At 42.6% G+C, this 25188-nt stretch carries 20 protein-coding genes; 9 read left to right on the top strand and 11 right to left on the bottom strand.

All coding sequences use genetic code 11. The features are described 5' to 3' along the window. The first annotated feature begins 146 nt into the window (after window positions 1–146). On the top strand, window positions 147–755 hold the full coding sequence (locus tag L6773_RS12300) for a superoxide dismutase (RefSeq protein WP_237854725.1): 609 nt from the start codon (window positions 147–149) through the stop codon (window positions 753–755). A gap of 66 nt (window positions 756–821) precedes the next feature. On the opposite strand, the gene L6773_RS12295 is transcribed toward L6773_RS12300, so the two are convergent. Next, a complete protein-coding gene (locus tag L6773_RS12295) occupies window positions 822–1625 on the bottom strand; it encodes a hypothetical protein (protein WP_237854724.1) in 804 nt (267 codons plus the stop codon). A 188-nt stretch (window positions 1626–1813) separates the two neighbouring features. On the opposite strand from L6773_RS12295, the gene L6773_RS12290 reads away from it, so the two are divergent. Then, on the top strand, window positions 1814–2266 hold the full coding sequence (locus L6773_RS12290; protein WP_237854723.1) for a BrxA/BrxB family bacilliredoxin: 453 nt from the start codon (window positions 1814–1816) through the stop codon (window positions 2264–2266). Between the two features lie 290 nt (window positions 2267–2556). Here the strand turns inward: L6773_RS12290 and L6773_RS12285 are convergent, their stop codons facing one another. Beyond that, window positions 2557–3990, bottom strand: a complete 1434-nt coding sequence (locus L6773_RS12285) for a GWxTD domain-containing protein (RefSeq protein ID WP_237854722.1) — start codon at window positions 3988–3990, stop codon at window positions 2557–2559. A gap of 148 nt (window positions 3991–4138) precedes the next feature. On the opposite strand from L6773_RS12285, the gene pyk reads away from it, so the two are divergent. Further along, window positions 4139–5578, top strand: coding sequence for a pyruvate kinase (gene pyk / locus L6773_RS12280; RefSeq protein WP_237854721.1), 1440 nt, complete (start codon window positions 4139–4141; stop codon window positions 5576–5578). A 33-nt stretch (window positions 5579–5611) separates the two neighbouring features. Then, window positions 5612–8344 (top strand): type IX secretion system periplasmic lipoprotein PorW/SprE, encoded by a 2733-nt coding sequence (gene porW / locus L6773_RS12275; protein ID WP_237854720.1) that lies wholly within the window; start codon window positions 5612–5614, stop codon window positions 8342–8344. Here the strand turns inward: porW and L6773_RS12270 are convergent. Further along, window positions 8334–9416, bottom strand: coding sequence for a quinone-dependent dihydroorotate dehydrogenase (locus tag L6773_RS12270; RefSeq protein WP_237854719.1), 1083 nt, complete (start codon window positions 9414–9416; stop codon window positions 8334–8336). The genes porW and L6773_RS12270 overlap by 11 nt on opposite strands. Before the next feature lie 97 nt (window positions 9417–9513). On the opposite strand from L6773_RS12270, the gene L6773_RS12265 reads away from it, so the two are divergent. After that, window positions 9514–10794, top strand: coding sequence for an anthranilate synthase component I family protein (locus L6773_RS12265; RefSeq protein ID WP_237854718.1), 1281 nt, complete (start codon window positions 9514–9516; stop codon window positions 10792–10794). Window positions 10795–10855: 61 nt separating this feature from the next. Beyond that, window positions 10856–12346 carry a magnesium chelatase ATPase subunit I gene (locus L6773_RS12260; RefSeq protein WP_237854717.1) on the top strand — a complete coding sequence of 497 codons (1491 nt, stop codon included), beginning with the start codon at window positions 10856–10858 and terminating at the stop codon, window positions 12344–12346. Window positions 12347–12655: 309 nt separating this feature from the next. Here L6773_RS12260 and tnpA read toward each other — a convergent pair whose 3' ends face one another. The 3 genes from tnpA to L6773_RS12245 form a co-directional block, all read right to left on the bottom strand. Further along, window positions 12656–13108 carry an IS200/IS605 family transposase gene (tnpA, locus tag L6773_RS12255; RefSeq protein WP_237854716.1) on the bottom strand — a complete coding sequence of 151 codons (453 nt, stop codon included), beginning with the start codon at window positions 13106–13108 and terminating at the stop codon, window positions 12656–12658. A 431-nt stretch (window positions 13109–13539) separates the two neighbouring features. After that, window positions 13540–14904 (bottom strand): sensor histidine kinase, encoded by a 1365-nt coding sequence (locus L6773_RS12250; protein WP_237854715.1) that lies wholly within the window; start codon window positions 14902–14904, stop codon window positions 13540–13542. Between the two features lie 151 nt (window positions 14905–15055). Beyond that, complete coding sequence (locus tag L6773_RS12245; RefSeq protein ID WP_237854714.1) at window positions 15056–16438, bottom strand: sigma-54-dependent transcriptional regulator; 1383 nt, start codon at window positions 16436–16438, stop codon at window positions 15056–15058. 266 nt (window positions 16439–16704) lie between these two features. Between L6773_RS12245 and L6773_RS12240 the strand changes: the two genes are divergently transcribed. Beyond that, window positions 16705–17955 carry an efflux RND transporter periplasmic adaptor subunit gene (locus L6773_RS12240; RefSeq protein WP_237854713.1) on the top strand — a complete coding sequence of 417 codons (1251 nt, stop codon included), beginning with the start codon at window positions 16705–16707 and terminating at the stop codon, window positions 17953–17955. 81 nt (window positions 17956–18036) lie between these two features. On the opposite strand, the gene L6773_RS12235 is transcribed toward L6773_RS12240, so the two are convergent. Further along, window positions 18037–18396, bottom strand: a complete 360-nt coding sequence (locus L6773_RS12235; protein WP_369431572.1) for a four helix bundle protein — start codon at window positions 18394–18396, stop codon at window positions 18037–18039. A gap of 146 nt (window positions 18397–18542) precedes the next feature. On the opposite strand from L6773_RS12235, the gene L6773_RS12230 reads away from it, so the two are divergent. Together L6773_RS12230 and L6773_RS12225 are read left to right on the top strand one after the other, a co-directional pair. Continuing rightward, window positions 18543–19232 (top strand): ABC transporter ATP-binding protein, encoded by a 690-nt coding sequence (locus L6773_RS12230; protein ID WP_237854711.1) that lies wholly within the window; start codon window positions 18543–18545, stop codon window positions 19230–19232. Window positions 19233–19378: 146 nt separating this feature from the next. Further along, complete coding sequence (locus L6773_RS12225) at window positions 19379–20824, top strand: CotH kinase family protein (protein WP_237854710.1); 1446 nt, start codon at window positions 19379–19381, stop codon at window positions 20822–20824. A 114-nt stretch (window positions 20825–20938) separates the two neighbouring features. On the opposite strand, the gene L6773_RS12220 is transcribed toward L6773_RS12225, so the two are convergent. The 4 genes from L6773_RS12220 to L6773_RS12205 form a co-directional block, all read right to left on the bottom strand. Further along, on the bottom strand, window positions 20939–21622 hold the full coding sequence (locus L6773_RS12220; RefSeq protein WP_237854709.1) for a precorrin-2 dehydrogenase/sirohydrochlorin ferrochelatase family protein: 684 nt from the start codon (window positions 21620–21622) through the stop codon (window positions 20939–20941). Between the two features lie 205 nt (window positions 21623–21827). Further along, on the bottom strand, window positions 21828–22580 hold the full coding sequence (locus tag L6773_RS12215; RefSeq protein WP_237854708.1) for a phosphoadenylyl-sulfate reductase: 753 nt from the start codon (window positions 22578–22580) through the stop codon (window positions 21828–21830). 98 nt (window positions 22581–22678) lie between these two features. Beyond that, window positions 22679–23482 carry a uroporphyrinogen-III C-methyltransferase gene (cobA, locus tag L6773_RS12210; RefSeq protein ID WP_237854707.1) on the bottom strand — a complete coding sequence of 268 codons (804 nt, stop codon included), beginning with the start codon at window positions 23480–23482 and terminating at the stop codon, window positions 22679–22681. Window positions 23483–23485: 3 nt separating this feature from the next. After that, window positions 23486–25168 (bottom strand): NADPH-dependent assimilatory sulfite reductase hemoprotein subunit, encoded by a 1683-nt coding sequence (locus tag L6773_RS12205; RefSeq protein ID WP_237854706.1) that lies wholly within the window; start codon window positions 25166–25168, stop codon window positions 23486–23488. Between the last annotated feature and the right edge of the window lie 20 nt (window positions 25169–25188).

The following is a 25188-nucleotide window of genomic DNA, read 5'->3' as shown; positions in this document are numbered from 1 at the left end:
TTAATGAATATCTGGTGCAGCTAAAAAAATTGGAACGTTTTTGATTGATATTTTTATTATTGCTAATGTAATGGATAACAGATAACACATTTAACATCAATGTGTTAGAGAATTAAATCTTAATTAAAAAAACTAAAGATAATATAATGGCTTACGAACTTCCTGAATTACCATATGAACATGATGCACTTGAACCAAGCATTGACAAAAGAACGATGGAGATTCATCATGGAAAGCATCATCAGGGATATACAAACAAAGTGAATGCTGCTCTCGAAGGGCATCCATTTGCCGACCTCCCAATTGAAGAAGTATTGACGAGAATTGAAGAGGTTCCTGAAAACATTCGCCAAGCAGTAATAAACAACGGCGGTGGATACGCAAACCATAAACTCTTCTGGACAGTATTATCACCAGACGGTGGCGGAGAACCTTCCGGAGAACTTGCTGAAGCAATAAGTGATAAATACGGCAGCTTCGATAAGTTTAAGGAGAAGTTTTCATCTACAGCTGCAGGTCAGTTTGGATCCGGATGGGGATGGTTATGTGTTGATGATTCCGGAGAACTGAAAGTGATTTCAACTGCAAATCAAGATAGTCCCTATATGCACGGGTTAACACCAATATTAGGTGTTGATGTTTGGGAGCATGCTTACTACTTGCATTACCAAAACCGACGTCCTGACTACTTAGCCGCAATTTGGGACGTTATAGACTGGGATCAGGTTGAAGAGAATTATCAAAATGCTAAGTAACAAGTTTAGTTAACTTAGCGTAATGATTGTTTAAAGGCGTTTCGCATTTTTGGGAAACGCCTTTTTTTATTCCACGTTGATGATGTACCAGTCTTCACCCTGACCAAGATTTCGGCTGATTGCATACCGCATATTGGCTTCTCGGCGGCTTTGGTCCGCGTAACGCTCTCTTTGCCTGCTGGGTGCAGACGAATTTTCAATTCTGAAATTAAAATCGGGCGGTTCTATTGCAAATCCCAGCCAGATGTTATCACCGGACAAGTTAAAAAGAGGGCTTTCTCCGAGAGGAATTTTCATCTCCAGGGAAAGATGTCGCTGATCGCGATTGGCAGCGACTTCAATGCCATTCACTTCTATTTGCGATTTATCTACAAATCCATATTCTGGATGGTTGGAGCTGCCGGGTCTCTCAACAATCAATACAGATGAGTACATCTCTTCGCTGAGATCAGTCAAAAGTTCGGTATTTTCAGGTTCACGAGACCATTCCATATCGGTAGTAAATTCCTCAAAAGCATTAGGATACTCTCTCAGGAGATTGTATGAACCTGGAGGAAATGCAATACCGGTCCTTTTTCGGTTATTCTCTGAGTTTGACAAATAAACAATTAAACCAGACTTCGTGATAGCACTGTGTTTCATAAGATCTTTAACATCAACAAATAGATATAAATTATTATCGTATATAGCCGCATAGTAATCTACATCGGTTTTTGAATCGAGCAGCGTTTCGGATTGATTCCAATTTGTGATGTTTCCATCAATCTCCAAAGGTTGACTCTCCTTATAAATGGAAAGTTGTTCCGGGCCTGAACAGTTTACAAGCAGAATACCAAGAATGAATAAAAGGATAGTACGAATGAAACTCATAATTACTTAATAGTTGAATGTGTCTGAGGATACTCTTTAGGATACTGAGCGAGACACTAAAAAAGAAATCATTTTCTTTATCAATTTTAGTGAATATACCGATAGGAAAAGTAAAAGACAGGTGGGTAAGAAATGTGATGATTAATCGTTATATTTGACAAATAAATTTCAACAAAACAAAGTACACTATGCAATTTGGATTTGGCGTAGGCCCTGATACTTCCTGGATGAGGAAAGAGCTGACAGACATTGGAGTGGAGGAATTAAAAACTCCCGAAGATGTTGACCGAGCGATGAAAGAATATAACAATGGAACCATGCTGATGGCGATCAATTCCGTATGTGGATGCGCCGCCGGCAATGCCCGACCGGGACTTGGAATTGCCCTGGAGAATGTAGAAGAAAAACCGGATCATCTTGTAACTGTATTTGCAGGACAAGATAAAGAGGCAACTGCGCGGGCGCGTGAATATTTTAGCGAGTACCCACCTTCTTCACCTGCATTCGCATTTTTTGTAGATGGTGAAATTAAGGCGATGATCCCCCGGCACAGAATTGAAGGGCGAACGAAACAAGAAGTCGCCCAGGATTTAGAGATGGTATTCGAAGCTTTTATAAAAGAAAAGCAGCAGAAAGACTGAGAAACCGCTCAAAAAAATTAGAAAAGCCCGTCATTTTATGGCGGGCTTTTTTTGTAGGTAGAGGTCACTGCAAGTAAGGAGATTATAAGGGTTGAACAACCGCTTTCGAATCTTTAATCGCCCAAGTTACAAACTTGAGCGAGTTGAGCAACAGAAAACCGTTATTAAGAGTTTGGAGAGTTAAACACTTAAAGGCTGATCACTGATCACTATACTGGTGCAAGTTTGCAACTTGTACCAATTTCCATTTTTCTATCACCCACATTGTAAACATGCGCGATTCTGGAGCATCAAATACGGGTTGTTAAAATATTCCCGGATAACCACAATTGGATCTGCCTGTACTGGATATTGAAATATCCCTGGTTTCTTTGGAGCAGGTAATTATCAAATGGGAAATACTCGTTTCTCATCTGTGGCCTTTCAAAAGTGTAATTATAACGTGGGTCAGTCCTGTCGTAAGAGTAAGACCAAACCATTGTATTGAGATACCGGTCTACGTACCAGGGCGGGCCAAACAGTATGTAGACCATACCAAGGTCTGTCTTCCAACCCTCCTTGAAATTGGTAAACTGTTTATTGGCTTGTTCCACACGTTCATAGTAAAGGCTAATGACAGATTTTGCTTTATTCATGTTCCCTATATTGGAAAGCCAAAAACGATCGATGGCTTCTTTCAGAGAATCCGGGTTTTCGATCTCCATCATCTCTTCATGATCTTTTCTGTCCATCAGGTAAATGAGTGGAGCGGCCAGTTCCTTGGGATTTTGAAGAGTTGGGTAATTTTCACTTTTTATTGAAAAGTCCCTGGCCTTATAGATCTCTTCACCACTTTCTTTGGTGGTTTCCACTTCAAACCGGTATGTGCCTCTTCCAAGCTGTTCGTATTTAAATTCAATGAGAACACTTCCGGGTTGATCTAATCTACGTGTGGTAAAATCAATCTCTTCCGGATCTCTCATATCGATTCCCTCATAAGGCAGGGTAGAAGGGCTATAGTTGTTAAAATTCATGGGCCGGGCAGCGGTCGTATCAGCTTCATATTTAAGTAGCCGGGATTGGATAGTAAGAGGATCCTCCATGTTATTATTTGTCACCTGGAACATAAACTGGAGGCTGTCTAAACCTGAAGATGCCGTGTATGTAGTAATTGGGAAAAATTGAGGATTTTCAACTTCTTCAGGGGAGTGTTTACCCATCAGGCGGATTGTTGTAAGGTTAATTTCCGGGTTTTGAGGGTCAGGTATATCTGCTTCACTGGTACGGCTTGAGGCCTTTCCTGAAGATTGATCGAGAACGGTTATCGTAACTTCGAATTGACCTGGAACAACTTCAATGCGCTGCCGATTACTAAATACATCCTGGCTTTGGTAGCTTCCATCATATTCAGATTCAACAACAAAATCATTGCGTAATGTTTTATTAAAATCTCCATTTTGTTGAAGAATTCGAATCTCAATAGATACATTTGCCGTCCGGATTCCCTCATCATTGGTAGAATAGATCAAACTTCCGAGAACAATATCGGTTGTTATATCAATTAGTGGTTCGTCATCTTCACTCAAAATTCCAATGGATGACATACGGATTTCGGGGTATCCATCCTGGAAACGAAACGTAGATCCTCTCTCCACATCAGGATTTGAAGACCGTACACAACCCGTCATGTACATTGCAAAGATCAAAAAAAACAGTAGGCTGTACTTCTTTATAGTTAAATTCATAAATATGCGTTTACCTGGGGTAATGTCCTTGATAATAGCAAAGACGAACTTTGCATTATTATAACAGTAAATCTGCGTGATAATTGCTTACCTTTAGCAGTATTAATATTATCTATTCAAAATTTTTCTCAATAACAAACACATATTTATGTTAGGAAGTGCCCGAAGAACAAAAATAGTTTGCACATTAGGTCCAAGCAGCAACACATTCGAAGGAATTGAAAAGCTTTTTCATGCTGGGATGAATGTGGTGCGGATTAACTTTTCTCACGGCTCACACGAAGATCATAAGCGTACAATTGGATATGTACGTGAGGTAGCACAAAAACACCAATATTCTATTCCGGTTTTGATGGACCTGCAGGGACCGAAAATTCGGGTTGGTTCAATGAAAGACGGTGGGCAGTTTGTGGAAAGAGGATCAAAGGTAAAGCTAACCACTGAAAATGTTGAAGGAACAAATGAAGTGATACCCATCGACTATCCGAATCTTGCAGAAGACGCAATTGTAGGAAACCAGATCTTGGTAGATGACGGGCTTCTAGAGCTTAAAATTGTTGAAAAGAATGGATCTGAACTTACTGCAGATGTAGTTGTTGGAGGCGTTTTAAAATCACGAAAGGGAGTGAATCTTCCGGATGTTGATATTTCGATGGCTTCACTCACTGAAAAAGATATTGAAGATCTTGAATTTGGACTTGATGTAGGGGTTGATTTTGTTGCAATGTCGTTCGTGCGGTCCGCACGCGATGTTCAGGATGTAATTTCGAGAGTTCGTGCAAAGGGAAGCAACGCTGCTATTATCGCAAAAATCGAAAAACCGGAGGCAGTTGAAGTGATCGATGAGATTATCGAAGAAGCCGACGGTATTATGGTTGCACGTGGTGACCTTGGAATTGAAATTCCAAGTGAGCAAGTTCCATTGGTTCAGAAGAAAATAATTGAACGTTGCCGAATAGCGGGGAAACCGGTGATTACAGCTACACAGATGCTCGACTCTATGATCAACAATCCGAGAGCAACTCGAGCAGAAAGTTCAGATGTAGCCAATGCTGTGGTTGATGGTACGGATGCTGTAATGCTTTCAGGGGAAACAGCAGCCGGTAAATACCCGGTTGAGTCTGTTCAAACTATGGAGAAAATTATCAAATCGGTTGAGCAAAATGCTACTTCAATTTACTACAGCCTGAAATACCGTAAACCCGATTGGAAGGAAAAACAGGTGATTGAATCGTTAGCGTATTCATGCGTAACCATTGCTGATAACGTTGATGCCAAGGCAATCAGTACCATCACGCACTCCGGGAATACAGCAAGGCGAATTGCAAAATTCAGGCCTAAAGTACCCGTTGTGGCATTTACTGAAAGCCAGATTGTGCGCAGGCAGTTAAATCTTGTTTGGGGAGTGAGTTCAGTTCGCCTCGATGAAATTTTTGACACTGATATGAGTGTAAAAATGATGGAAGATTATCTGCTCGAAAACGGATTGGTGATGGATGGAGACCGGGTTATTATAGCCACCGGAATGCCACTTGCCAAGCGCGGGCGTACAAATATGATCAAGGTCAGTACCATTTCAGATCAATAAATACGTTGGAGGAAGCTCCGGCGTTATCATACCGTGAGAAAAATTGTTCAAATAACTGTTTTGGTTTTTCTTCTTGCCGGCTGCGGCAGCCTGAAACAGGGTTGGAATAATTTTACAGCCTACTATAATACATTCTATAATGCCAAAAAGTTTTATAACAGCGGGTTAGAGAAAAATCGAAATCAACAGCCGCAGATTAACCCTTTAGTTCCGATCCGTGTACATCCCTCGCCTACGGATGCAGGTCTCGAAGATTTTGATAAAGCTATTGAAAAGGGAAGTGCTATTCTCCGCGATCATGACAATTCAAAATTTGTGGTACCGGCACTCTTTGTTATAGGTAAGTCCTACTATCACCGCTCCGATTTTTTTGCGGCGCTCGAAAAATTCCAGGAATTGGATACAATTGCCGAAGGAGAGCAAAGGCAGGAAGCTGTCGTTTGGCTCGGCTTAACTTACCTGGAGATGTCTAATTATGATCAGGGAATTGAGGTCTTGGAGTTTGAGTTGAGTGGGGAGGAAAACTGGCTTCCAAAATGGAGGGCGGAGGCTCAGCTGGCTTTAGGTGAACTTCATACCGAACTGGAAAACTGGGAGACGGCTGCCAATTATTTAGAAATGTCACTATCCGGCATAGAGCAAGAGGAAAAACGAGCCAAAACCCGGTTTTTACTGGGTCAGGTGTTTGAAAATATGGATGAGTTAAGCCGGGCGCTTTTCTCGTATTCGCAAATCAATGATTTACGGACAGACTTTGACCTTGAATTTAATGCTATACGAAAGCAGGCTGAAGTATCACGTGAAATCGGGAATTATGATTATGCAGTATCTATCTATCAGAGAATGCGGCGAGACGATAAATTCCTGGAGTACCGAAGTGACCTTCAGTATGAAATTGCTCGAACATTGCAATTAAAAGGCGATCAGGCGGCAGCTGTTCAAAATTACAACAGTGTACTTCGAAATCGTATCCAGCCGCCTACAGATTTTACACTTGCAAAAACTTATTACGGACTTGGTGAAATCTATCGAGATGAATATGAGGATTTGGGGATGGCAGCTGCTTATTTTGATTCTGCTGCATCGCAGAGAGTGGATGAGTCACTTTTAGATGATGATTTTAACGCCCGGGAACTGGCCCGTTCGTATGGCGAATATGTGTCTATAAAAGAGAACATTTCAAGGAGAGACAGCTTGCTGAACCTTGCGGAATTGGATGAGGAAGAGTTGGAGGCATTTCTGGATGAGTTACGTCAGCAGGAGCTGGAAAAGATGGAGGAAGAGCTCGAGGAAATCCAGGATCAGAGGGATCAAATGCTAGTGGCTGATCAATCTCAAGAGCCGGCTCAGGCAGCAACTACTACTGAATATGGGTTTCTGAATATTGAAAGTGCCACACGTCTTGCCGATGCAAGTTTACAGTTCCAGGCAATATGGGGCGATCGCCCCTTAGCAGATAACTGGCGACGAAGATCGGTAGTAAGTGGCAGCAGGTTCGACCAAGTTCGTGCAGCTGAAGATGATTCAAGCGAAGATAACTCTGTAGATCTCAGAGCTACGGGGATCCAACCCACAATTGACACCAGTGAAATTCCATTTTCACAGGAGGCAAAAAATGAGATGTACGCAGAAATTGAATCCTACAACTACCGGCTCGGAAATTTATTCTTTCTCTCACTGGATATGCCCGACAGTGCCGGGGTCTACTACCAAAAAGTGGCCAATTCAGGATATGATGAGGATCTGGCGATACGATCTCTCTACTCCATTGCTGAAGTTAAATTACTTCTAAATCAACAGGAAGAAGCGGGAAATTTATTTGAGCAATTGAAAGCACAAGCCCCTAATTCCAACTATACCGAACGGTTGGCGGAACGATTGGGGATACCATCGTCTGAAAATATTGAAGATGAAAACAGATCTGATTCAGGAATGAACGTGGCTGTCAGCGATTCTACAGTTGATTCCGCTCAAGCCCTGGCTTCAGAGATCGTGGTTGACAGCAGTGAAGCTGAATTGGTTCGCCCCTTTTTATTATTGGACGAAGCCAAAACATATATGCAAAAGGGGAGAAATCAACCCGGATTTGACGAAGATTTCAGCCAATGGTTCGAGGAGCAACAGGAGATAGAATCAAAAAGAAACCAGTTTGAGGAGCTTAAAGACTCAGCACGGGTTATGCTGGCAGATACCACTCTAGATGATACCCGCCAACAATATTGGCAGCAGATTGCCGATTCGACATTCAAGGAACCAGAAATTACGGAAAATTACCCCTTTGAAGGTGCTTATTGGGATAGCACCCGGTCCATTTTACAGGAGATTGAAACTGAGTATTCTGCTAGTACAGTCATGCCACAGGTACAAATTCTTCGGGAAACACTTTCCAAACCATCGGTAGGTTCGCTTGGCGTCAGGGATTCAACGATGGTTCAGGATCAACAGGAAACCGAGGAAGAGATGGGGAATTATCCGAGCTGTGAAGCGGCCGGAATCACCCTCAACCTGGGTGGAGATATGGAATCGTTTATGAATTCACTGAGCTACCCGGAGTGGACGCAGGATGTATCTATTCGTGGTGAACTGGAGTACTTGTTTGTGGTTGAGCCGGATGGAACCATTCAATCCTACGAACAACTCAGCCGGATGGATCGCTCAGGAATACCCCAGGCGCTTGAAAGCGGAATTGAAACCAATGTGAGGTTCGATGCTCACTCCTCAGAAGAGCCGGTTGAATGCACGATGATTTTTCCCTTTAATCTTTAATTTTGTGGATGTGATACACATGCTCTATATCATTTTCCTTAAGATATTGAGCAATTTCCCGGTTTATTTTTTTAACTACTCCGGGCCCTTCATACACCAATGCAGTGTAAATTTGCAGAAGGTCAGCACCCGCTTTTAATTTTTCAATTGCATCCTTTCCGCTGCTAATTCCGCCAACACCCATGATCACTTTTTCTCCTTTCGTGATTTTATGAATTTTGCGGATTATGTCCGTGCTTCGTTTTGCAATTGCTTTACCGCTGAGTCCGCCTCTGCCAATTTTCTCAACTTTCGAAGTAGAAGTCTTTAAATTATATCTTTCGGATGAGGTGTTTGTAGCCACATAACCATCAACAGCGTGGTCTTCACAAATTGCAATCAATTCGTCAAGCTGATTGTCATCCAGATCAACTGAAAATTTTACAAGTACCGGCGGCAAACTTGAGTCTTTACCAATTTCAAGATGTTCGAGAAGAGCGTTCAGGGTTTCAGGTTCTTCAAATGTTTTTCCTTCCGTGGTATTCGGACAAGAAATATTTAATGTTATGTAATCGGCAATTTCTTTGAGAATGATGAAGCTATATCCATAATCCCTGATTGCATCTTCCCCTGTAATTGTGGGATCGTGCGTTTTGGCAATATTAATACCAACCGGAATCGACAGATCGAGATTCTTTAGCCTGCGTGAAATGGTTTGAACTCCGTCGTTATTCAAACCAAGCCGGTTGATAAGTGAACGATCAGCCGGCAGCCGAAAACTGCGTGGTTTTGGGTTGCCGGTGGATGGGTTGGCGGTAATACTCCCAATCTCCAGGTAACCAAAGCCCATGCGAGATAGCACTGGGGCCATAGTGGCGTTTTTATCGAAACCTGCGGCAAGCCCAATTGGGTTCGGGAATTTTAATCCAAAGATATTTTGTTCAAGGCTTGGGTTAGAATAAGAGTAGATAGAGCCAACCGCTTTGCTCATCCACGCCCGTTTGCTAATGGATGATGCCATTTTTACCGTTGCATCATGCGTTGAATCAGCTGATAATCTGAATAACAGAGGCCGAGCTAAATATTTATACATAATTTTTGGTCAGAACACATTTCCTGTAATGTAGTGAGTGAACGGTTAAGATCGAAACTTGTTCATAGGTTATAATATTTCTACTATCATTGAGCACATGAAATCATCGCTAAAAAATAAGTCTATAGATGAGCTGTACGGAATACTGGGTCAATATCCACTCATTTTACTCGAATCGCAATTGGCCGGGCACCCCTCTTCAGGGAGTTCCTATATAGCGGCAAAACCCAAACGCTCAATTACAGCTTACGGTTCAACGATAGAAATCTTCGAAAATGGAGATAAAAAAATGTTCGAAATGAATCCCTGGGATGCACTTCAGGAGTTCAGAAAAGATAAAAAAAGCTGGCTTTTTGGCTATTTTGGATATGATTTGAAGAATTTCGTTGAGGATTTGGAATCAAAAAATTTACCTCTGAGCAACACCCCGGACATGTATTTTATGGAGCCGGAAATTTTGCTGAAAATTGAAGATAGCAATGTAGAATTATTAGGCTATGATTTTGATTGGAAGCCGACGTTGAAATCGGAACTGCCCGGTTCCGTTGAGATGGAATTTCAACCTTTGATTGGAAAGGACGAGTATCTTGAAACGGTGAAAACCATCCAGCAAAAAATTCATCAGGGAGATTTTTATGAGATGAACTATACCATTCCCTTGTGTGGAGGTTACCTGGGCAATCCATATTGGTTGTATTCACGAATGCGTGAGATTAATCCAGTCCCATTTGGAGCATTTATATCTCATGAAAAATTTTCCGTCTGTTGTGCATCTCCCGAACGTTTTTTGAAAAAGGATGGAAATTCAATTCGTTCTGAACCCATAAAGGGTACTGCCGCGCGGTCGTTAGATTCGGAGCTGGACAAGATTAACCGCGATGAGTTGATGAATGAAAAAAATCGTGCAGAGAATTTGATGATTGTGGATTTGGTTCGGCATGATCTGTCAAAAGTATCAAAATTGGGATCTGTACAAGTTTCAAAACTTTACGACGTTCAGACATTCGGTACCGTACATCAACTTATTTCAGTTGTGGAATCGACGGCTAAAGAGCATATAGATCCGGTGGAGATCATCAAAAACTGTTTTCCCATGGGATCTATGACCGGCGCTCCAAAAATTGAAGTGATGAAGACGGCGGATCAATTAGAAATGTACAAACGCGGAATTTATTCAGGCGCAATCGGGTATATCACCCCGGAGGATGATTTTGATTTTAACGTCGTTATTCGAACAGCAATCCTGCAGGACGATTCACTTTTTTACCCGGTTGGCGGAGCCATTACGAGTGATTCTGACCCGGAATCTGAGTGGGAGGAGTGTATGATTAAATCCAGAAACGTGACTGAAATTTTTGAAAGAGAATTGAATCTTTAGAAATGAAGCTCACGGTTTTTAAGTTATGAAATTGCAATTGGTATTGAATTAAAAAATTGAAATGACAAAAAAAGCAACAACATTTGGTCAGTTAAAGGAAAGTGGATGGGAATCTGTATCTATTAAAGAGGAGATGCGGAGAAATCTCATCCAAAAGATGAAAAACAGAGAAGAACTTTTTCCCGGTATTTTGGGATATGAAAAAACGGTGAGTCCACAAATTCAAAATGCAATCCTTGCCAGGCATGACCTGATTCTTTTGGGACTCCGTGGTCAAGCCAAAACAAGAATATTACGGATGTTGGTTCAGTTTCTGGATGAATATATACCGGTTGTAAAAGGATCGGAGGTGAATGACGATCCATACAATCCTGTGTCGAAATATGCCAAAGATTTGCTGGATGATAAGGGAGATGACACACCTATTGAATGGCTTCACAGGGAACGGCGATACGGTGAAAAACTGGCTACTCCGGATACAACCGTTGCGGACCTGATTGGTGATCTCGATCCGATAAAAGCGGCATCAAAAAAGATTGCGCTGGCCAATGAAGAGGTTATAAATTTTGGCCTGATACCTAGAACGAATCGCGGAATTTTTGTGATCAATGAGCTTCCCGATCTCCAGCCAAGAATCCAGGTAGCGTTGCTTAATATTATGCAGGAGCGTGATATCCAGATTCGCGGGTTCAATATTCGAATTCCTTTGGATGTCTCTATGGCTTTTTCTGCCAACCCTGAGGATTACACCAATCGCGGGAACATCATTACACCGCTGAAAGATCGGATTGACTCTCAGATCATCACCCATTATCCACGCGAAATGGATGTGGCTATTCAAATTACCAGGCAGGAATCATGGGCGGAGAGAAATGGCGAAGTAAAGGTCATCATCCCCGACAGCTACAGAACCATTCTCGAAAATGTGGCTTTTGAAGCACGGGAAAGTGAATACATTGACCAAAAAAGTGGTGTTTCCACACGTATGACCATCACGGCTATGGAGCAGGTTATTTCCGCTGCGGAGCGGCGTGCAGTTTCGAATGGAGAATCGGAAGTAACACTTCGAATTACAGATCTCTACGCGATGATCCCCGCACTAACCGGTAAACTCGAATTGGTTTATGAAGGTGAACAGGAAGGAGCTGCCAATGTAGCAAAGCATATCATCGGAAAGGCGATCAATAAAACATTTAAAGGGTACTTTCCTGATCCCCAGAAAAGGTCAGATACAGAAGAACAGGGTGAATACCAGGAGATCCTGGATTGGTTTGCGAAAGGAAATTCGCTCGATATCCCTGACCTGCTCAGTTCCGAAGAGTATAAAGCTCGATTAGATAATGTGACCGGACTCCATCAAATCGTGAAAAAATTTACCAAAAATTCTTCCGATGACGAATATGCATTGATGGACTTGGTGATCGAAGCACTTCACCAAAACTCGAAACTGGGTAAAGAAGATGCTGACATCACCAGAACCTATTCAGATATGCTGGGAAGTATGCTCGGCGGTATGACCGGCTTCGACGACGAAGATTTTGATGAGAGGTAGAATAACTCTCCTCTTGCCTGTCTCGAACCGTCGGGGAGAGGAGGAGACATCCGTATAGAAATTATCTTAGAGGTGTGTTTTCGTAGTTCACTTGTTCCGAAGCTCAGCTTCGGAATGCCTATAGGAAGCTCCGCTTCCATTTGAAGTAGAACTTCGGTGTATAGGTTCCAAAGGAGACCTTTGGAACCGGTAATAAATGAAGCTCCAAAGGAGCGCCCATCGGCAGCATAGTGCACAGCGCTATGAACATGGAATTCAAAAAGTGGCAGCCCCGAAGTGGGCTGATTCCAATCTGACTCTCCGGTACAATTATGCCCAAAGATATCGTTCGTCATAATCCACACCATATTTTTTTAGAAATAGGATTAATTCTTCTTTAAAACTTCTTTGTTGATGGTGAATTTTCTGGTTTCGAATGTAATCGATTAATTTATCAACATTTGTAGGAGATACAGAGAAAATCCCATAGCCATCCTGCCAGTAAAAGTCAGCATACTTGCTTCCCATCGTTTTAATCCATTTGGAGGAACCCTGTTTGATCTCCTGTATCAGGTTCATTTGGGCAACTTTTCTGGACAGAAGACACAAAATGTGGACATGATTCTTATGCCCTCCGATTTGAACGGGATTGCACCCAAAATCTCCGCAAATTCCACCCAAATAATTGTACAAGTCATTTTCGATGTGGTTGTCGATCATATTTTTTCTGTGCTTGGTGCTGAATATAATATGAGTGTATACTTTGGATAATGATTGTGGCATGGTTTGATGGATTACGGACTTCGCCCTTTCAGGGCTTTTGTAAATTATTTCATGTAAAGGCATAGCGCTTCGCACTATGCTGATGACAACGGTCCCTTTGGGACCAGTCACTATCTGTATGAACCGAATTCTGCAAAGTCCTTACATCTTTTTCTTAGTTATCAATTTCTTCACTTATTCTGAATCTCCGATTCCAGTGGAAGCAGAACTTCGAGGTGTAGGTTCCAAAGGAGACCTTTGGAACCGGTAATAAATGAAGCTCCAAAGGAGCGCCCATCGTCAGCATAGTGCATAGCGCTATGAACATGGAATTCAAAAAGTGGCAGCCCCGAAGTGGGCTGAATCCAATCTGACTCTCTCTCCGGGATAAACCCCGAAACAGATTAAAGCGTGACCATTATTGTTGAACAAATATCAAGAGGAGGAGCATATCAAAACTTCAACGTAAAAACCGTCTGTTTGCCGGGCTCGGATTTTACCTGGAGTGCGCCGCCGTGAATCCGCATAATTTGGCGGGAAAGACTCAATCCGATTCCCGTTCCTTTATCCGGATCATTACCGGCGGTTGAGTAGAACGGAATAAAGATTTTTTCCTGGTCCTCTTTTTTTATTCCCGGACCGTTGTCGATGATATCGATGTAAATTCGTCCATCCATGCTGATCCCGGCTTTATAGGTTAAAGCCGGTTCCTCGACGTTTCGAAGAGCTCTCAACGCATTTTTTGTGAGATTGATCAACACCTGTTCAATCAGTTGGGGATCAGCCCGGAGTTCAAGAGTATCAGACTGAAGTTCAGTATGTAAAGCAACTCCCTCTTTCTCGCATTCCGCTTTCATCAGATGTTCAATTCGGTGCAGAAGTTCTTTAACAGAGAAATATTCATAATCAGGTGTGGGAATCTGGGTAAAGTCGCGATAAGAGTTGACAAATCGCATCAGCCCGTGACTTCTCTTATTGATGGTATTCAGCGCTTCATTTACATCCTCGGCTGTTTCGCGATCCAATAAAATATGATTATTCTCCTCTTTAGCACGCTGTTGAATAAGCATGTGAATAGTTCCGGAAAGAGATGCAATGGGAGTGATGGAATTCATGATTTCATGTGCGAGAACCTGTGTGATATTTTGCCACGATTCCATCTCTTTCTCTTCCAGTTCGGTCTGGATGTTTTGAAAGGAAACCAATTTGAATGCCTCGCCCCTCATTCGAAATTCAGTTGCTTCGATGGCCAAATCCAGGTTTTCATTTTCTATTGAGATTCGTTCCAGGGTTCGGTCTCCTCCCTCAAGGTTTATAATTTTATCGGTGAGGGAAACAGATATTTTTCTGAAGGATTGAATGGTTCGCATATTGGAAACCCCAAAAAGCCGCTTGGCTGCCCGGTTGATCAGGATAACTTCCCCATTGGAATTGATACAGATCAAACCAATTCCGATATGTTCAACAACTGTTTCCAGGTAACGCAGGCTCTCTTCTTTCTTGCTGCGTTCTTCTTTAAATTTTTCAATCACATTGGAGAATACCTCATTCAACTCATTAAAATTACTCCCTAAGCCGTGATTTTGAAATGTACCTGTGAAATCAGAATAGCGAATGGATTCCAGGAAACGGGTTAAAAGTACATTGGTTCGCTCAAGAAATTGGATCAAAAAAACGATCTGCATGATGGTTAAAATTACCATAAACCCCATGCTGATGTAGTACTCCGTCTCAAGAATCAGGTAGAGTAGCAAGAACAACGTTACAGTGAGTAACACCACCCGAATTGCAATTCCTAAACGAAAGCGTTTGATCATATTTTTGATTTAAGGGTTCTTACTTTTTAAGAGTTTATTTGATGCTTCAGTATGTCTAAATCATTCAAATTACATGTTAGTTGTGTGTAGTTAGTTGTTAGTTGTAAAATCAATTCAATCACTAACAACCGACCACATACAACCAACCAAATCACAACTCATACTTCTCCATTCTTCTATAAAGAGATGTTCTCGTAAGCCCGAGATCCTCGGCAGCGCGGGAGATATTTCCCCGGTGTTTTTCTAGTGCTTTTTGGATGACCGCTTTTTCGATCTCTTCCAGGTTCAGGTCGTCCACGGGAATTTCGTGCGATGCCCCGGTACCGGATGTCAACAGAAAGTCTCCAGGGGACAAAATATCCTCATCTGATAAAATCACTGCCCGTTCAACAGCATGCTCCAACTCCCGAATATTTCCGGGCCAATGGTAGGATTTGAGATGAACCAATGCTTTGTCAGATAGTTTCAGATTCTCTTTTTTGTATTTCTTTTTGTACTGCTTGAGAAAGTGATCGGCCAGCAGATCGATATCCTCATTTCGATCCCGAAGCGGCGGGAGGTGAATCTCAATCGTATTAATTCTGTATAGCAGATCCTGCCTGAAAGCATTTTCTGAAACCATCTCTTTGAGTGGCTCATTTGTGGCGCAAATCAACCGAATGTCAACCTCTATCGGTTTATTGGATCCGATTCGAACAATTTTATGAGTTTGCAGAGCGGATAACAACTTGGGTTGAAGATGAATAGGCAGATTCCCGATCTCATCCAAAAAAAGCGTGCCGCCATTGGCAATCTCAAATCGTCCCACCCGTGATTCTCGTGCATCTGTAAAGGCTCCTTTCTGGTGACCAAACAGCTCACTTTCGAAAAGATTTTCATGCAAGGCTCCCATGTCCACCGTTACAAAAGTGTCTTCACTTCGGTTGGACCGTCGATGCAGTGCCCTGGCAACCAGTTCTTTTCCAGTACCGTTTTCCCCGGTTATGAGTACATTGGCATCCGTTTTTGCTACTTTTTCGATAGTGTGAAACACCTTCTGCATAGCCGGACTGGTACCAATGATATTTTGGTAGGGCTGTTCAAGGTCAGACCGCAGAGTATCATACTTGGTTTTTAGCTCCCGCACTTCTTTTTTTGATGTGCTCAAATTCACAGCGGAATGTACGGTAGCGAGAAGTTTCTCATTTTGCCAGGGTTTTAAGACAAAATCAGATGCTCCTTTTTTTACAGCTTTAACAGCTTTTTCAATATCACCATAAGCGGTAATTAAGACGACTGCTATCGAGGGGTCGATTTCAAGAATTTTATCAAGCCAGAAAAAGCCCTCTTCGCCACTGCTAACATCATCGGTAAAATTCATATCGAGCAGAACAACATCGTAATCATGCTCCTCTAAGTGGTTGGGAATACGTTTGGGATTGTATTCAATCTTAACATTCTCAACATGTTGTTTTAAGAAAAGTTGTGCTGCATGCAGAACATCCTTGTCGTCATCAATTACGAGAACACGTCCCATTTTTTGTTCTTTGTTCATACCGGCTTGTATAACATTTTAAATTGTTTCCCGTACATTCACACCAATTTGCTCAAAAATCATACCATTGAAGTAAAGTACTTTATATTAACTATAATCCAAGGTTTTAGTCGAAAAACTGTACGGAATCGAACACACCCTGTTGCAATTCGTACAGTTGAAATACTAATAACAGTTGCTCAAAGCGTGTGAACATCGATTATAAAGTTTGGCATGCTTGTTGAACTAATAATATTCAAAACATAAGAATTGCTTTAAATATGGGAATGGATCGGAAAATTGAGAAGAAAACCTGGACAACCAAGCGTATTTTGATGGTTGTTGGAGGGATCCTCATCGCTGCATTGATTGTGTATGTAATCGGGTTTATGGATGTACGATCGACGCTAAATGTAGACAGGGAACGAGTTACAGTTTCAACCGTTCAGGAGGATGTTTTCCAGGAATTTATACAAGTTACGGGTACCGTTCAGCCCATAGAGACGATATACCTGGATGCCATTGAAGGGGGGGTTGTAAACCAGGTGTTCCTCGAATCGGGTACCATGGTTCAGGAGGGGGACACAATTCTGGAGATGTCGAACTCCAATTTACAATTACAGGTGATGCAGCAGACTTCAGCGCTGTATGATCAAATTAATAACGTTCGAAATTCTCGCCTGAACCTCGAGCAGAACACATTACAGCTCCAGGAACAGCTGGCCAATGCGCGGTCGCAATTACAGATTTTAGAGGCCCGGTTCGAAAGGAATCAGCATCTGCGAGAACAGGATCTAATCTCGGAACAAGAATTTGAGGAGACACAGGCAAACTATAGCTATCAAAAAGAAAGATATGAGTTGACCTATGAATCCTACCGAAGAGATTCTATCCAAACCATCACGCAGGCTCGGCAACTGGATAACTCAGAAGATCGAATGTACCAAAACCTGGAAGCTGTTCAACAGATTTTGGAAAATTTAACGGTTACGGCTCCCGCATCGGGACAACTCAGTACCATTGAGCTGAACCAGGGTCAATCCATTTCAGCGGGCGAGAGAATCGGGCAAGTTGATAACCTGGATGATTATAAGGTTCGTGTGAATATCGACGAGTTTCATCTTTCCAGGATTATACCGGGACTGGAAGGTTCGTTCCCCTTTGATGGAGAAGATCACGAGCTTGTCATTACGAAAATATACCCGGTTATTACCAATGGACAGTTTGAAGTGGATATGGAATTTATCGGTGATGCGCCTGATGGATTACGGAGAGGCCAAACGGTTAGAATCAGGCTTGAATTGGGAGAATCGGCGCAGGCTGTTCGTTTACCTCGAGGCGGATTTTATCAAACCACAGGCGGCAATTGGGTCTTTCTGTTGAATGAGGATGAGACTCGCGCCGTACGGCATGAGATCCGGTTAGGCCGACAGAATCCCGAATATTTTGAAGTACTCTCCGGCCTCGAACCCGGTGATAAAGTGATTACCTCAAGTTATGATACGTTTGGGGATAATGAGGTTCTGGTTTTGGAATAAATTGGATGTAGTTAGTTGTTAGTTGTTAGTGGTAAATTTTTAATACCGACCTACAACAAGCAACAAACTACTGACCACTAACTAATTTCCTATTGAATTTAAATACGCATTTAATCTTGGTGCTAATTCGTTAATCATAGGAGCGATCACATGAAGTTCTTTCTTACTAATCAAATTTCGCTTAGAAGCTCTTTTGAGCCAGAACTTGGTTTCGTAAAGAGAGGATCTGGCAATTTTTACAAATCGTTTATTTCCTTTGAAAGTGCCCCTGCCGTTGCCTTCGGCGATGTTTGCCCCAATACTGTCAGCAGCGCGAACAAGTTGTTTGCCAACTGTATCTTTAGCAAAGTAATTCCATACGACAATTATATCCCAAATTGTATCAGCCAAGGTTTCAGAAAGTTGATAAACCTCTAAATTTTCAAAATTTGATTTAGATATATCCATAATGAGAAGGATTTGATGAATGTTGAAGAAAACAACTGACCACTAACAACACACAACGGACAGCTTCTACAAGTATGAACCGAAAACCATGAATTCCTTACAAACTTTATCAAGTACCAAACAACAAACCGAACAAAATCATGATTAAAACAAAGAATCTGAAAAAAGTATACGTCACTGAAGAGGTGGAAACGACCGCCCTGAATGATGTGAACCTGGAAATTAAAGATGGCGAATTTTGCGCGATTATGGGGCCTTCCGGATGCGGAAAATCTACTCTGCTGAATATTATGGGGCTCTTGGATAATCCAACGGAAGGTGAGTACCATTTTATGGATCATGAGATCTCAGACCATTCCGAACGGGAACGAGCTCAGCTTCGAAAAGGAAATATTGGATTCATCTTTCAGAGCTTTAACCTGATTGATGAACTCACCGTTTTTGAAAATGTGGAACTGCCGCTTCTCTATCTTGGTGTGGATTCCAAAGAACGCAAAGAGAAAGTGGAAGCTGCCCTTGAGCGAATGGGAATGATGCACCGGCGTAATCACTTTCCGCAGCAACTATCCGGTGGCCAGCAGCAGCGAGTGGCCATTGCGCGTGCGGTTGTAGCAAACGCCAAACTGATTCTCGCCGATGAGCCGACCGGTAATCTCGATTCTGATCACGGAGACGAAGTGATGAAATTGCTTGCTGAACTCAACGATGCCGGAACGACTATCGTGATGGTAACCCACTCTCCCCATGATGCCGATTACGCCCGACGCGTGATTCACTTGTTCGACGGCCACGTGGTGACAGAGAATATGCAGGAAGGGTTTCACGTATAGTTTGTTGTTTGTGGTTAGTTGTCAGTTTTAAAGTTGCCACAAAGGACTGACAGTTTTCAGTACAGTTGGTTTCAATACTGAATTGTGGATGCAAAGGGCTTAAAATCACTATATTGAGAGAAATTTCTGAGAAAATCCATCAATAGATGATACACGTTACTTCAAACTCTCGATATATCCTTTTCATTGTTTTCTTGGTAGTTTTCGGGAGCACTTTATCCGGTTGTAAAGAAAATAGTACTTCAAATGGATCTGAGCCCGATCCTGAACCGGACCAGGTAAATATCAACAGTCAATTACCTCAACTGTCCATCACTCTTCAGAGTGAAGAAATTGTGGATGAACCCAAAGTCCCGGCTCTTTTAAAAGTATACGAGAACGGTTCAATCACATACGACGGCCATATTGGTATTGAATACCGCGGGGCAACTTCTCAGGCTCTTTTCCCAAAGAAATCGTACGGGATCGAAACCTGGGATGAATTCGGGGACGACATCGATGTAGACCTCCTGGGATTTCCTGAAGAGGAGGATTGGATTCTGTACGGGCCATACAGTGATAAAACTCTTATCAGGAATGTTTTTATTTACAGGTTAGCCAGAAACATGGGGCATTACGCATCAAGAACACGATTTTGTGAGGTATTCCTGGATGGTGAATATTTGGGTATATATGTGTTCATGGAAAAAATAAAGCGCGATGATGTCCGCCTGGACCTGTCTGATCTCGATCCCGATGAAAATGGTCCGGAAGAAATTACCGGCGGTTATATCCTGAAAATTGACAAAACTGCAGGTGATCCGGTTGAAAATGATCATACCTATACTGAATTTTTAGGATTTCGTTCGCAATATGGAGTCAATGGAAATGAACTCGAATACGATCCATATTTCGATAAGAAGAGCGAGGAAACATACTTTCTATATGAAGATCCGGCCTGGGAAGATATTACCGATCAGCAGAAAGAGTATATCCAAAATTATATACATGAGTTTGAAACGGCTCTTTTGAACGATACGTCGGAAGACTTTGACGGTGAGTACACGTTTACTGATTATGCGAATATCGATAGTTTTGTGGATTTCTTTTTGTTGAATGAGTTAGCTCATAATGCGGATGCCTATCGGATAAGCACATATATGTATAAAGATCGCAATGGGAAATTAAATATGGGTCCGGTGTGGGATTTTAACCTGTCGATGGGAAATGATGGACAGGAGTTCAGGCGATCACCGGAGACGTGGATCTATCAATACAATCAATTTTTGCCGAATGATCTTTGGCTGGTCCCGTTTTGGTGGGAGCGATTGGTTGATGATCCCATGTTTCGACAAAAAGTGAAAGAGCGATGGCAGGAGATGCGTGCAACCGAATGGAGTAACGAATCACTCAATCAACTGATTTCAGACCTTATATTTACGCCGGTTGAGGATGGTGCTGTAGCACGTAACTTCGATCGTTGGTTTTTGCTGGGTAACCAGGTATTTGGAAATTATTATGTATTTGATACATACGAGGAGGAGGTTCAATACCTGCGGGATTGGTTGGATCAACGCCTCGCATGGATGGATAGTGAGATTTCGAGTTGGTAAGGGTGATTTGCTTTTTTGCAGATGGCAGGCCTATTAAAGAAATAAATCGAACTGGTTAGTGATTTGTTGTTCTTTATTAGTTGTAATTGACAACAAACCACTGACAATCAACATCTAATCCGCAGTTTCAACTCCCAAAGCATCATCTACAAGTTCATCACCCAAAATTTTCTTTGCTCGTTTGTAAGCTTCATCAACTTTCCTTTCGCGGAAAAGGGTAAGAATCTCTGAATCGATCAGCTCATACCAAAGTTTCTTGCGAGTATCGAATTCGTCGATGTGTTTCTTCATCGGTTTCCGGAGGCTCTGCATGAACTCAAGGAATTCGCCGTATTCTGTTCCGAACTCCTTTTCGAATCGCTGACGAAGCCGAACAGCTAAGGCCGGAGCAGCTCCGCCTGTAGATATGGAGATCGTCAGCGGACCTTGTTTTACGATTGACCCAAATGCAAAATTAGCATGGGGAAGGTCGTCCATCACATTGATGAGTATATTTCGCTCTTTGGCTTCTTTGTAAGCTATTTTATTGATATCACCTTCGAATTCAGCGACGATAGCAACCGAAGCACCTTCAAAATCTCCATATTGATATTGACGGGGAATCCATTCAAAACGTCCTTCATCCGCCCACTCCTGCAGTTGCTCATTCAATTCCGGACTGATAACCGTCAGCCAGGCCCCCCGATCCAGAAAATCTTTCACCTTACCTTCAGCTTCCCAGTCCCCACCTACGATGACGGTTTTCCGTTCTTTTAATCGGCGAAGGTAAATTGGGTAGACATCTAATGCTTTTGACATTTTTTTGAGATTAATTCTAGTTGATTTCGTTGTTAATTTTTTAGACTAAATATCCAAAATCGATTATCGCACAAGTTGCAAACTTGCGCGAGTTGTGGGGGATGGTCACTCGGAATTCGAATAAGTTTATTAGCGTGAATTCGATCTCAACAGGTCATCCCCCTAAATCAACGTTGTTGATTTTTCCCCCTTCAAAGGGGGATTGTCAACTCCCATTCTTATAATGCTCGGGAAAATGAATTCCGCACTCTGTTTTGTCCGTACCATTCCAGCGGCCGTTTCGGTCGTCGCTTTCCTTGGAGGCGTTGACCGGTTGAGTGCATGGTATACATCCGATACTCGGATATCCTTCATCGTGCATCGGGTTATAAGGCAAATTATGTCGGTGAATTTCATCCCAAATTTTTTTACCTGACCAATGGGCCACCGGGTTGATTTTAATTACATCATTCTCTTCATCCCAATCCACAATTCGAACCTGGTTTCTTGTGTCCGATTGACTTCGGCGGATTCCGGTCACCCACGCTTTTTTATCAGAAAGATAGTTCCGAAGCGGAAGCACCTTCCTGTAAAAGCAGCATTGATTAGGATTTCTCTTCCAGAGTTCATCACCAAATCGATCAGCTTGTTTTTTCAAAGATAGTTCAGGGGTAACTCTAGTAATATCAATATTGTAACGAGCTTCAATTCTGTCTTTTAACTCGTATGTAGAATCAAACAAGAGATTCGTATCGAGATAAAAAACCGGGATATCAATACCGTACGTTTGCAACTGATGAATCAGGAAAACACCCGATGAACCAAACCCGGTGCCGAGAACCATCTCTGTGCCAAAAGTTTCATATACCCACGAAAGTATTTCGCCGGGATCAGTAGTTTCAAATTGTTGATTAAGCTGGTTGAGTTCTGTTGAGGAGAATTTATCTGTTTTCAAAATTGGTTCGAGAACGTCCTGCATAATTCAAAGAATATTTGTTGTTCGTTGTCAGTGGTTTGTTGTTTTTTAATATGTCTTTACAAACAACTGACAACATCATATCTCACAACTGACAATTTTTAAATAGCTAATAATTGATGTTGAACATCGATGTCCGCTCGCACTTTTTCGGTGTTGAACCAAGCTAAATCGTGACTCATAGCAGCAAGTTCCCCAATCACAATGGTAGCCGGGGGCGACAAATGTGAAGCTTTTTCGGCAATATTCGACAATGTTCCAACAGCTACTTTTTGTGACTCAAAGGTTGCCCTTTCAACAACGGCTGCCGGGGTGTCGGGGCTCTTTCCAAGTTCGATCAAAGTCTCTGAAATATTTGGCAAATTTCTGACGCCCATCAGCACAACCAGCGTATCTGCATGAACGAGATGGCACCAGTTTTCAAAATCGTCGGTTCCTTTAATCGTATGCCCCGTAACAACGGTAAATGAACGGGCTGCTTTACGATGCGTAACCGGAATGCCTGCGAAAGCCGGAGCTGCCAATGCACTACTGATGCCCGGAATCACTTCATAAGGAACGCTGTTGGCTCGCAACTCTTCGCATTCCTCACCGCCGCGTCCGAATACAAACGGGTCGCCGCCTTTAAGCCGGGCCACATGTTTGCCACTCAGCGCTTTCGATACCAAAATCTGGTTGATCTGTTTCTGGGATACAGAGGGTTTATTCGGGCTTTTACCCACATAAATATGTTCAGAATCTTCCCCGGTAAGCCCCAGAAGTTCCGGATTGGCCAGTCGGTCATAAACGATGACATCCGCCAATTCCAGAACTTTCGATCCTTTCATTGTTATAAGGTCTGGATCGCCGGGGCCGGCACCAACCAGGTACACCTTTCCTTTTTCTAAATGTTTGAGTGTGTTCATAATCTAAGCCGGTACCTCTTCAGGATTTTGTATTCCAACTCGGTTCCAGAAATCACTAAAGGATTCGTTATCTGTGCGTTCATTCTTAAACTGTTCAAGCAGAGGACGCACTTCCTGCACCAGTTCTTCTCGCGGTACCATGTCTTTATACTCTTTGTTGAGCCTTGTACCTGACGGATCACCGCCGATAAAAATGCTGTATTTATCGAGGGATCGGCCCACAAAACCGATGTCAGCTACGTAGGGACGCGAGCATCCGTTGGGGCAGCCGGTCATCCGTACAGAGAGTTTTTCATCTTGCAGTTCAAGTTTTTCAAGTACATCATTCAGATCCCGAATGACAGCAGGTAAAGCTCGCTCTGACTCCGTAATGGCAAGTCCGCAAGTTGGAAGGGCAGGGCAGGCCATCGAAAATTTGATGGCGTTTGGAATTTCATCGGCCAAGGCCACTCCATGATCTCTGAAGGCCTGTTCAATCGGTTCTTTTTGATCTTCAGGTATGTCTGTGAGCAGAACATTGTGATTCGGGGTCATGCGAACTTCCGTTCTGAACTCCTTCACAACTTTTCGAAGGGCGGTTTTCAGTTTCAGATCTCTTTCATCTTTAATGCGGCCGTTTTCTACAGAGACGCCGAGAAACCAATTTCCGTCGGACTGTTGGTGCCATCCCAAGTAGAGCTCCAGTTCAAACTTAGGGATTTCCCGAAATTCTTCGAGATCATACCCGATTCGGTCGATCAATTCGCTTCTGAATTTGTCGAGTCCCCAATCATGGATCAGGTATTTCATCCGGGCCTGTTTTCGGTTTTCGCGGTTTCCGTAATCGCGCTGAATGCCGATGATTCCCTTTACCACTTCCACCACTTTGTCTTTGGTGATATACCCGAGGTGATCTCCCAATCGTGGGAACGTTTCCGGCTTGCGATGGTGCATCCCCATGCCGCCGCCAACAACGACATTAAATCCTATGATCTCATTCTCATCATCAAAAATAGCAACCAGGCCAATATCCTGTGTGTATAGATCTACACTGTTATCGCCGGGAAGAGCAATTCCAACTTTGAATTTCCGTGGAAGATAACTGCTGCTGTACAACGGCTCGGTGGTGCCATTTGTCACTTCCTCTTTGCCGGAATAGACTTTTTCGCCATCCAGCCAAATTTCATGATAGGCATTCGTAGCGGGGAGCAGAATATCCGACAGTTCATCCGCAAAATCCTGAACTTTGGCTTGCCGTCCATCAATATCGGGAGCAGGTGTGGCCATCACATTTCGAACAATATCACCGCAGGCACCGAGAGTTGTAATCAGAGAGTCATTAATTTCTTTGATGGTTTTCTTGAGCTCTGATTTGATAATTCCATGAAGCTGAAAAGCTTGCCGTGTCGTCACGCGAATGGTTCCGTCAGCGTACTCATTCGAGATATCATCCACAGCCAGGTATTGATCCGGTGTGAGTTTTCCTGCCGGAGTTCTGCTGCGAATCATAAACATATAATGGCGGTCTCTGCCTTGTCGTTTATCGCGGTCATCCTGTTGATAGGTACCGTGAAATTTCAATACCTGGATGGCATCTTTGCTAAAATGATCTTCATCATTGGTGACCTCAACATCCAATGGACCGCGAAGGTACTCACTGCCTTCTTTTATTTTTTCGAGTTTACTTTTCTTTTTCTTACTGCTCATTTGTGGGGTGATGCGTTAAT

The organism is Rhodohalobacter sulfatireducens (genome assembly GCF_022012475.1).
Classification (GTDB): domain Bacteria; phylum Bacteroidota; class Rhodothermia; order Balneolales; family Balneolaceae; genus Rhodohalobacter; species Rhodohalobacter sulfatireducens.
The sequence above is the reverse complement of the archived record's forward strand: the minus strand, read 5'-3'. Positions and strand labels throughout refer to the sequence as shown.

What these genes read in the sequence shown, in the direction of transcription:
- L6773_RS12300 (WP_237854725.1), top strand. Translation starts at nt 147, where the DNA reads ATGGCTTACGAACTTCCTGAATTACCATATGAACATGATGCACTTGAA.
- L6773_RS12295 (WP_237854724.1), bottom strand. Translation starts at nt 1,625, where the DNA reads ATGAGTTTCATTCGTACTATCCTTTTATTCATTCTTGGTATTCTGCTT.
- L6773_RS12290 (WP_237854723.1), top strand. Translation starts at nt 1,814, where the DNA reads ATGCAATTTGGATTTGGCGTAGGCCCTGATACTTCCTGGATGAGGAAA.
- L6773_RS12285 (WP_237854722.1), bottom strand. Translation starts at nt 3,990, where the DNA reads ATGAATTTAACTATAAAGAAGTACAGCCTACTGTTTTTTTTGATCTTT.
- pyk (WP_237854721.1), top strand. Translation starts at nt 4,139, where the DNA reads ATGTTAGGAAGTGCCCGAAGAACAAAAATAGTTTGCACATTAGGTCCA.
- L6773_RS12270 (WP_237854719.1), bottom strand. Translation starts at nt 9,416, where the DNA reads ATGTATAAATATTTAGCTCGGCCTCTGTTATTCAGATTATCAGCTGAT.
- L6773_RS12265 (WP_237854718.1), top strand. Translation starts at nt 9,514, where the DNA reads ATGAAATCATCGCTAAAAAATAAGTCTATAGATGAGCTGTACGGAATA.
- L6773_RS12260 (WP_237854717.1), top strand. Translation starts at nt 10,856, where the DNA reads ATGACAAAAAAAGCAACAACATTTGGTCAGTTAAAGGAAAGTGGATGG.
- tnpA (WP_237854716.1), bottom strand. Translation starts at nt 13,108, where the DNA reads ATGCCACAATCATTATCCAAAGTATACACTCATATTATATTCAGCACC.
- L6773_RS12250 (WP_237854715.1), bottom strand. Translation starts at nt 14,904, where the DNA reads ATGATCAAACGCTTTCGTTTAGGAATTGCAATTCGGGTGGTGTTACTC.
- L6773_RS12245 (WP_237854714.1), bottom strand. Translation starts at nt 16,438, where the DNA reads ATGAACAAAGAACAAAAAATGGGACGTGTTCTCGTAATTGATGACGAC.
- L6773_RS12240 (WP_237854713.1), top strand. Translation starts at nt 16,705, where the DNA reads ATGGATCGGAAAATTGAGAAGAAAACCTGGACAACCAAGCGTATTTTG.
- L6773_RS12230 (WP_237854711.1), top strand. Translation starts at nt 18,543, where the DNA reads ATGATTAAAACAAAGAATCTGAAAAAAGTATACGTCACTGAAGAGGTG.
- L6773_RS12225 (WP_237854710.1), top strand. Translation starts at nt 19,379, where the DNA reads ATGATACACGTTACTTCAAACTCTCGATATATCCTTTTCATTGTTTTC.
- L6773_RS12220 (WP_237854709.1), bottom strand. Translation starts at nt 21,622, where the DNA reads ATGTCAAAAGCATTAGATGTCTACCCAATTTACCTTCGCCGATTAAAA.
- L6773_RS12215 (WP_237854708.1), bottom strand. Translation starts at nt 22,580, where the DNA reads ATGCAGGACGTTCTCGAACCAATTTTGAAAACAGATAAATTCTCCTCA.
- cobA (WP_237854707.1), bottom strand. Translation starts at nt 23,482, where the DNA reads ATGAACACACTCAAACATTTAGAAAAAGGAAAGGTGTACCTGGTTGGT.
- L6773_RS12205 (WP_237854706.1), bottom strand. Translation starts at nt 25,168, where the DNA reads ATGAGCAGTAAGAAAAAGAAAAGTAAACTCGAAAAAATAAAAGAAGGC.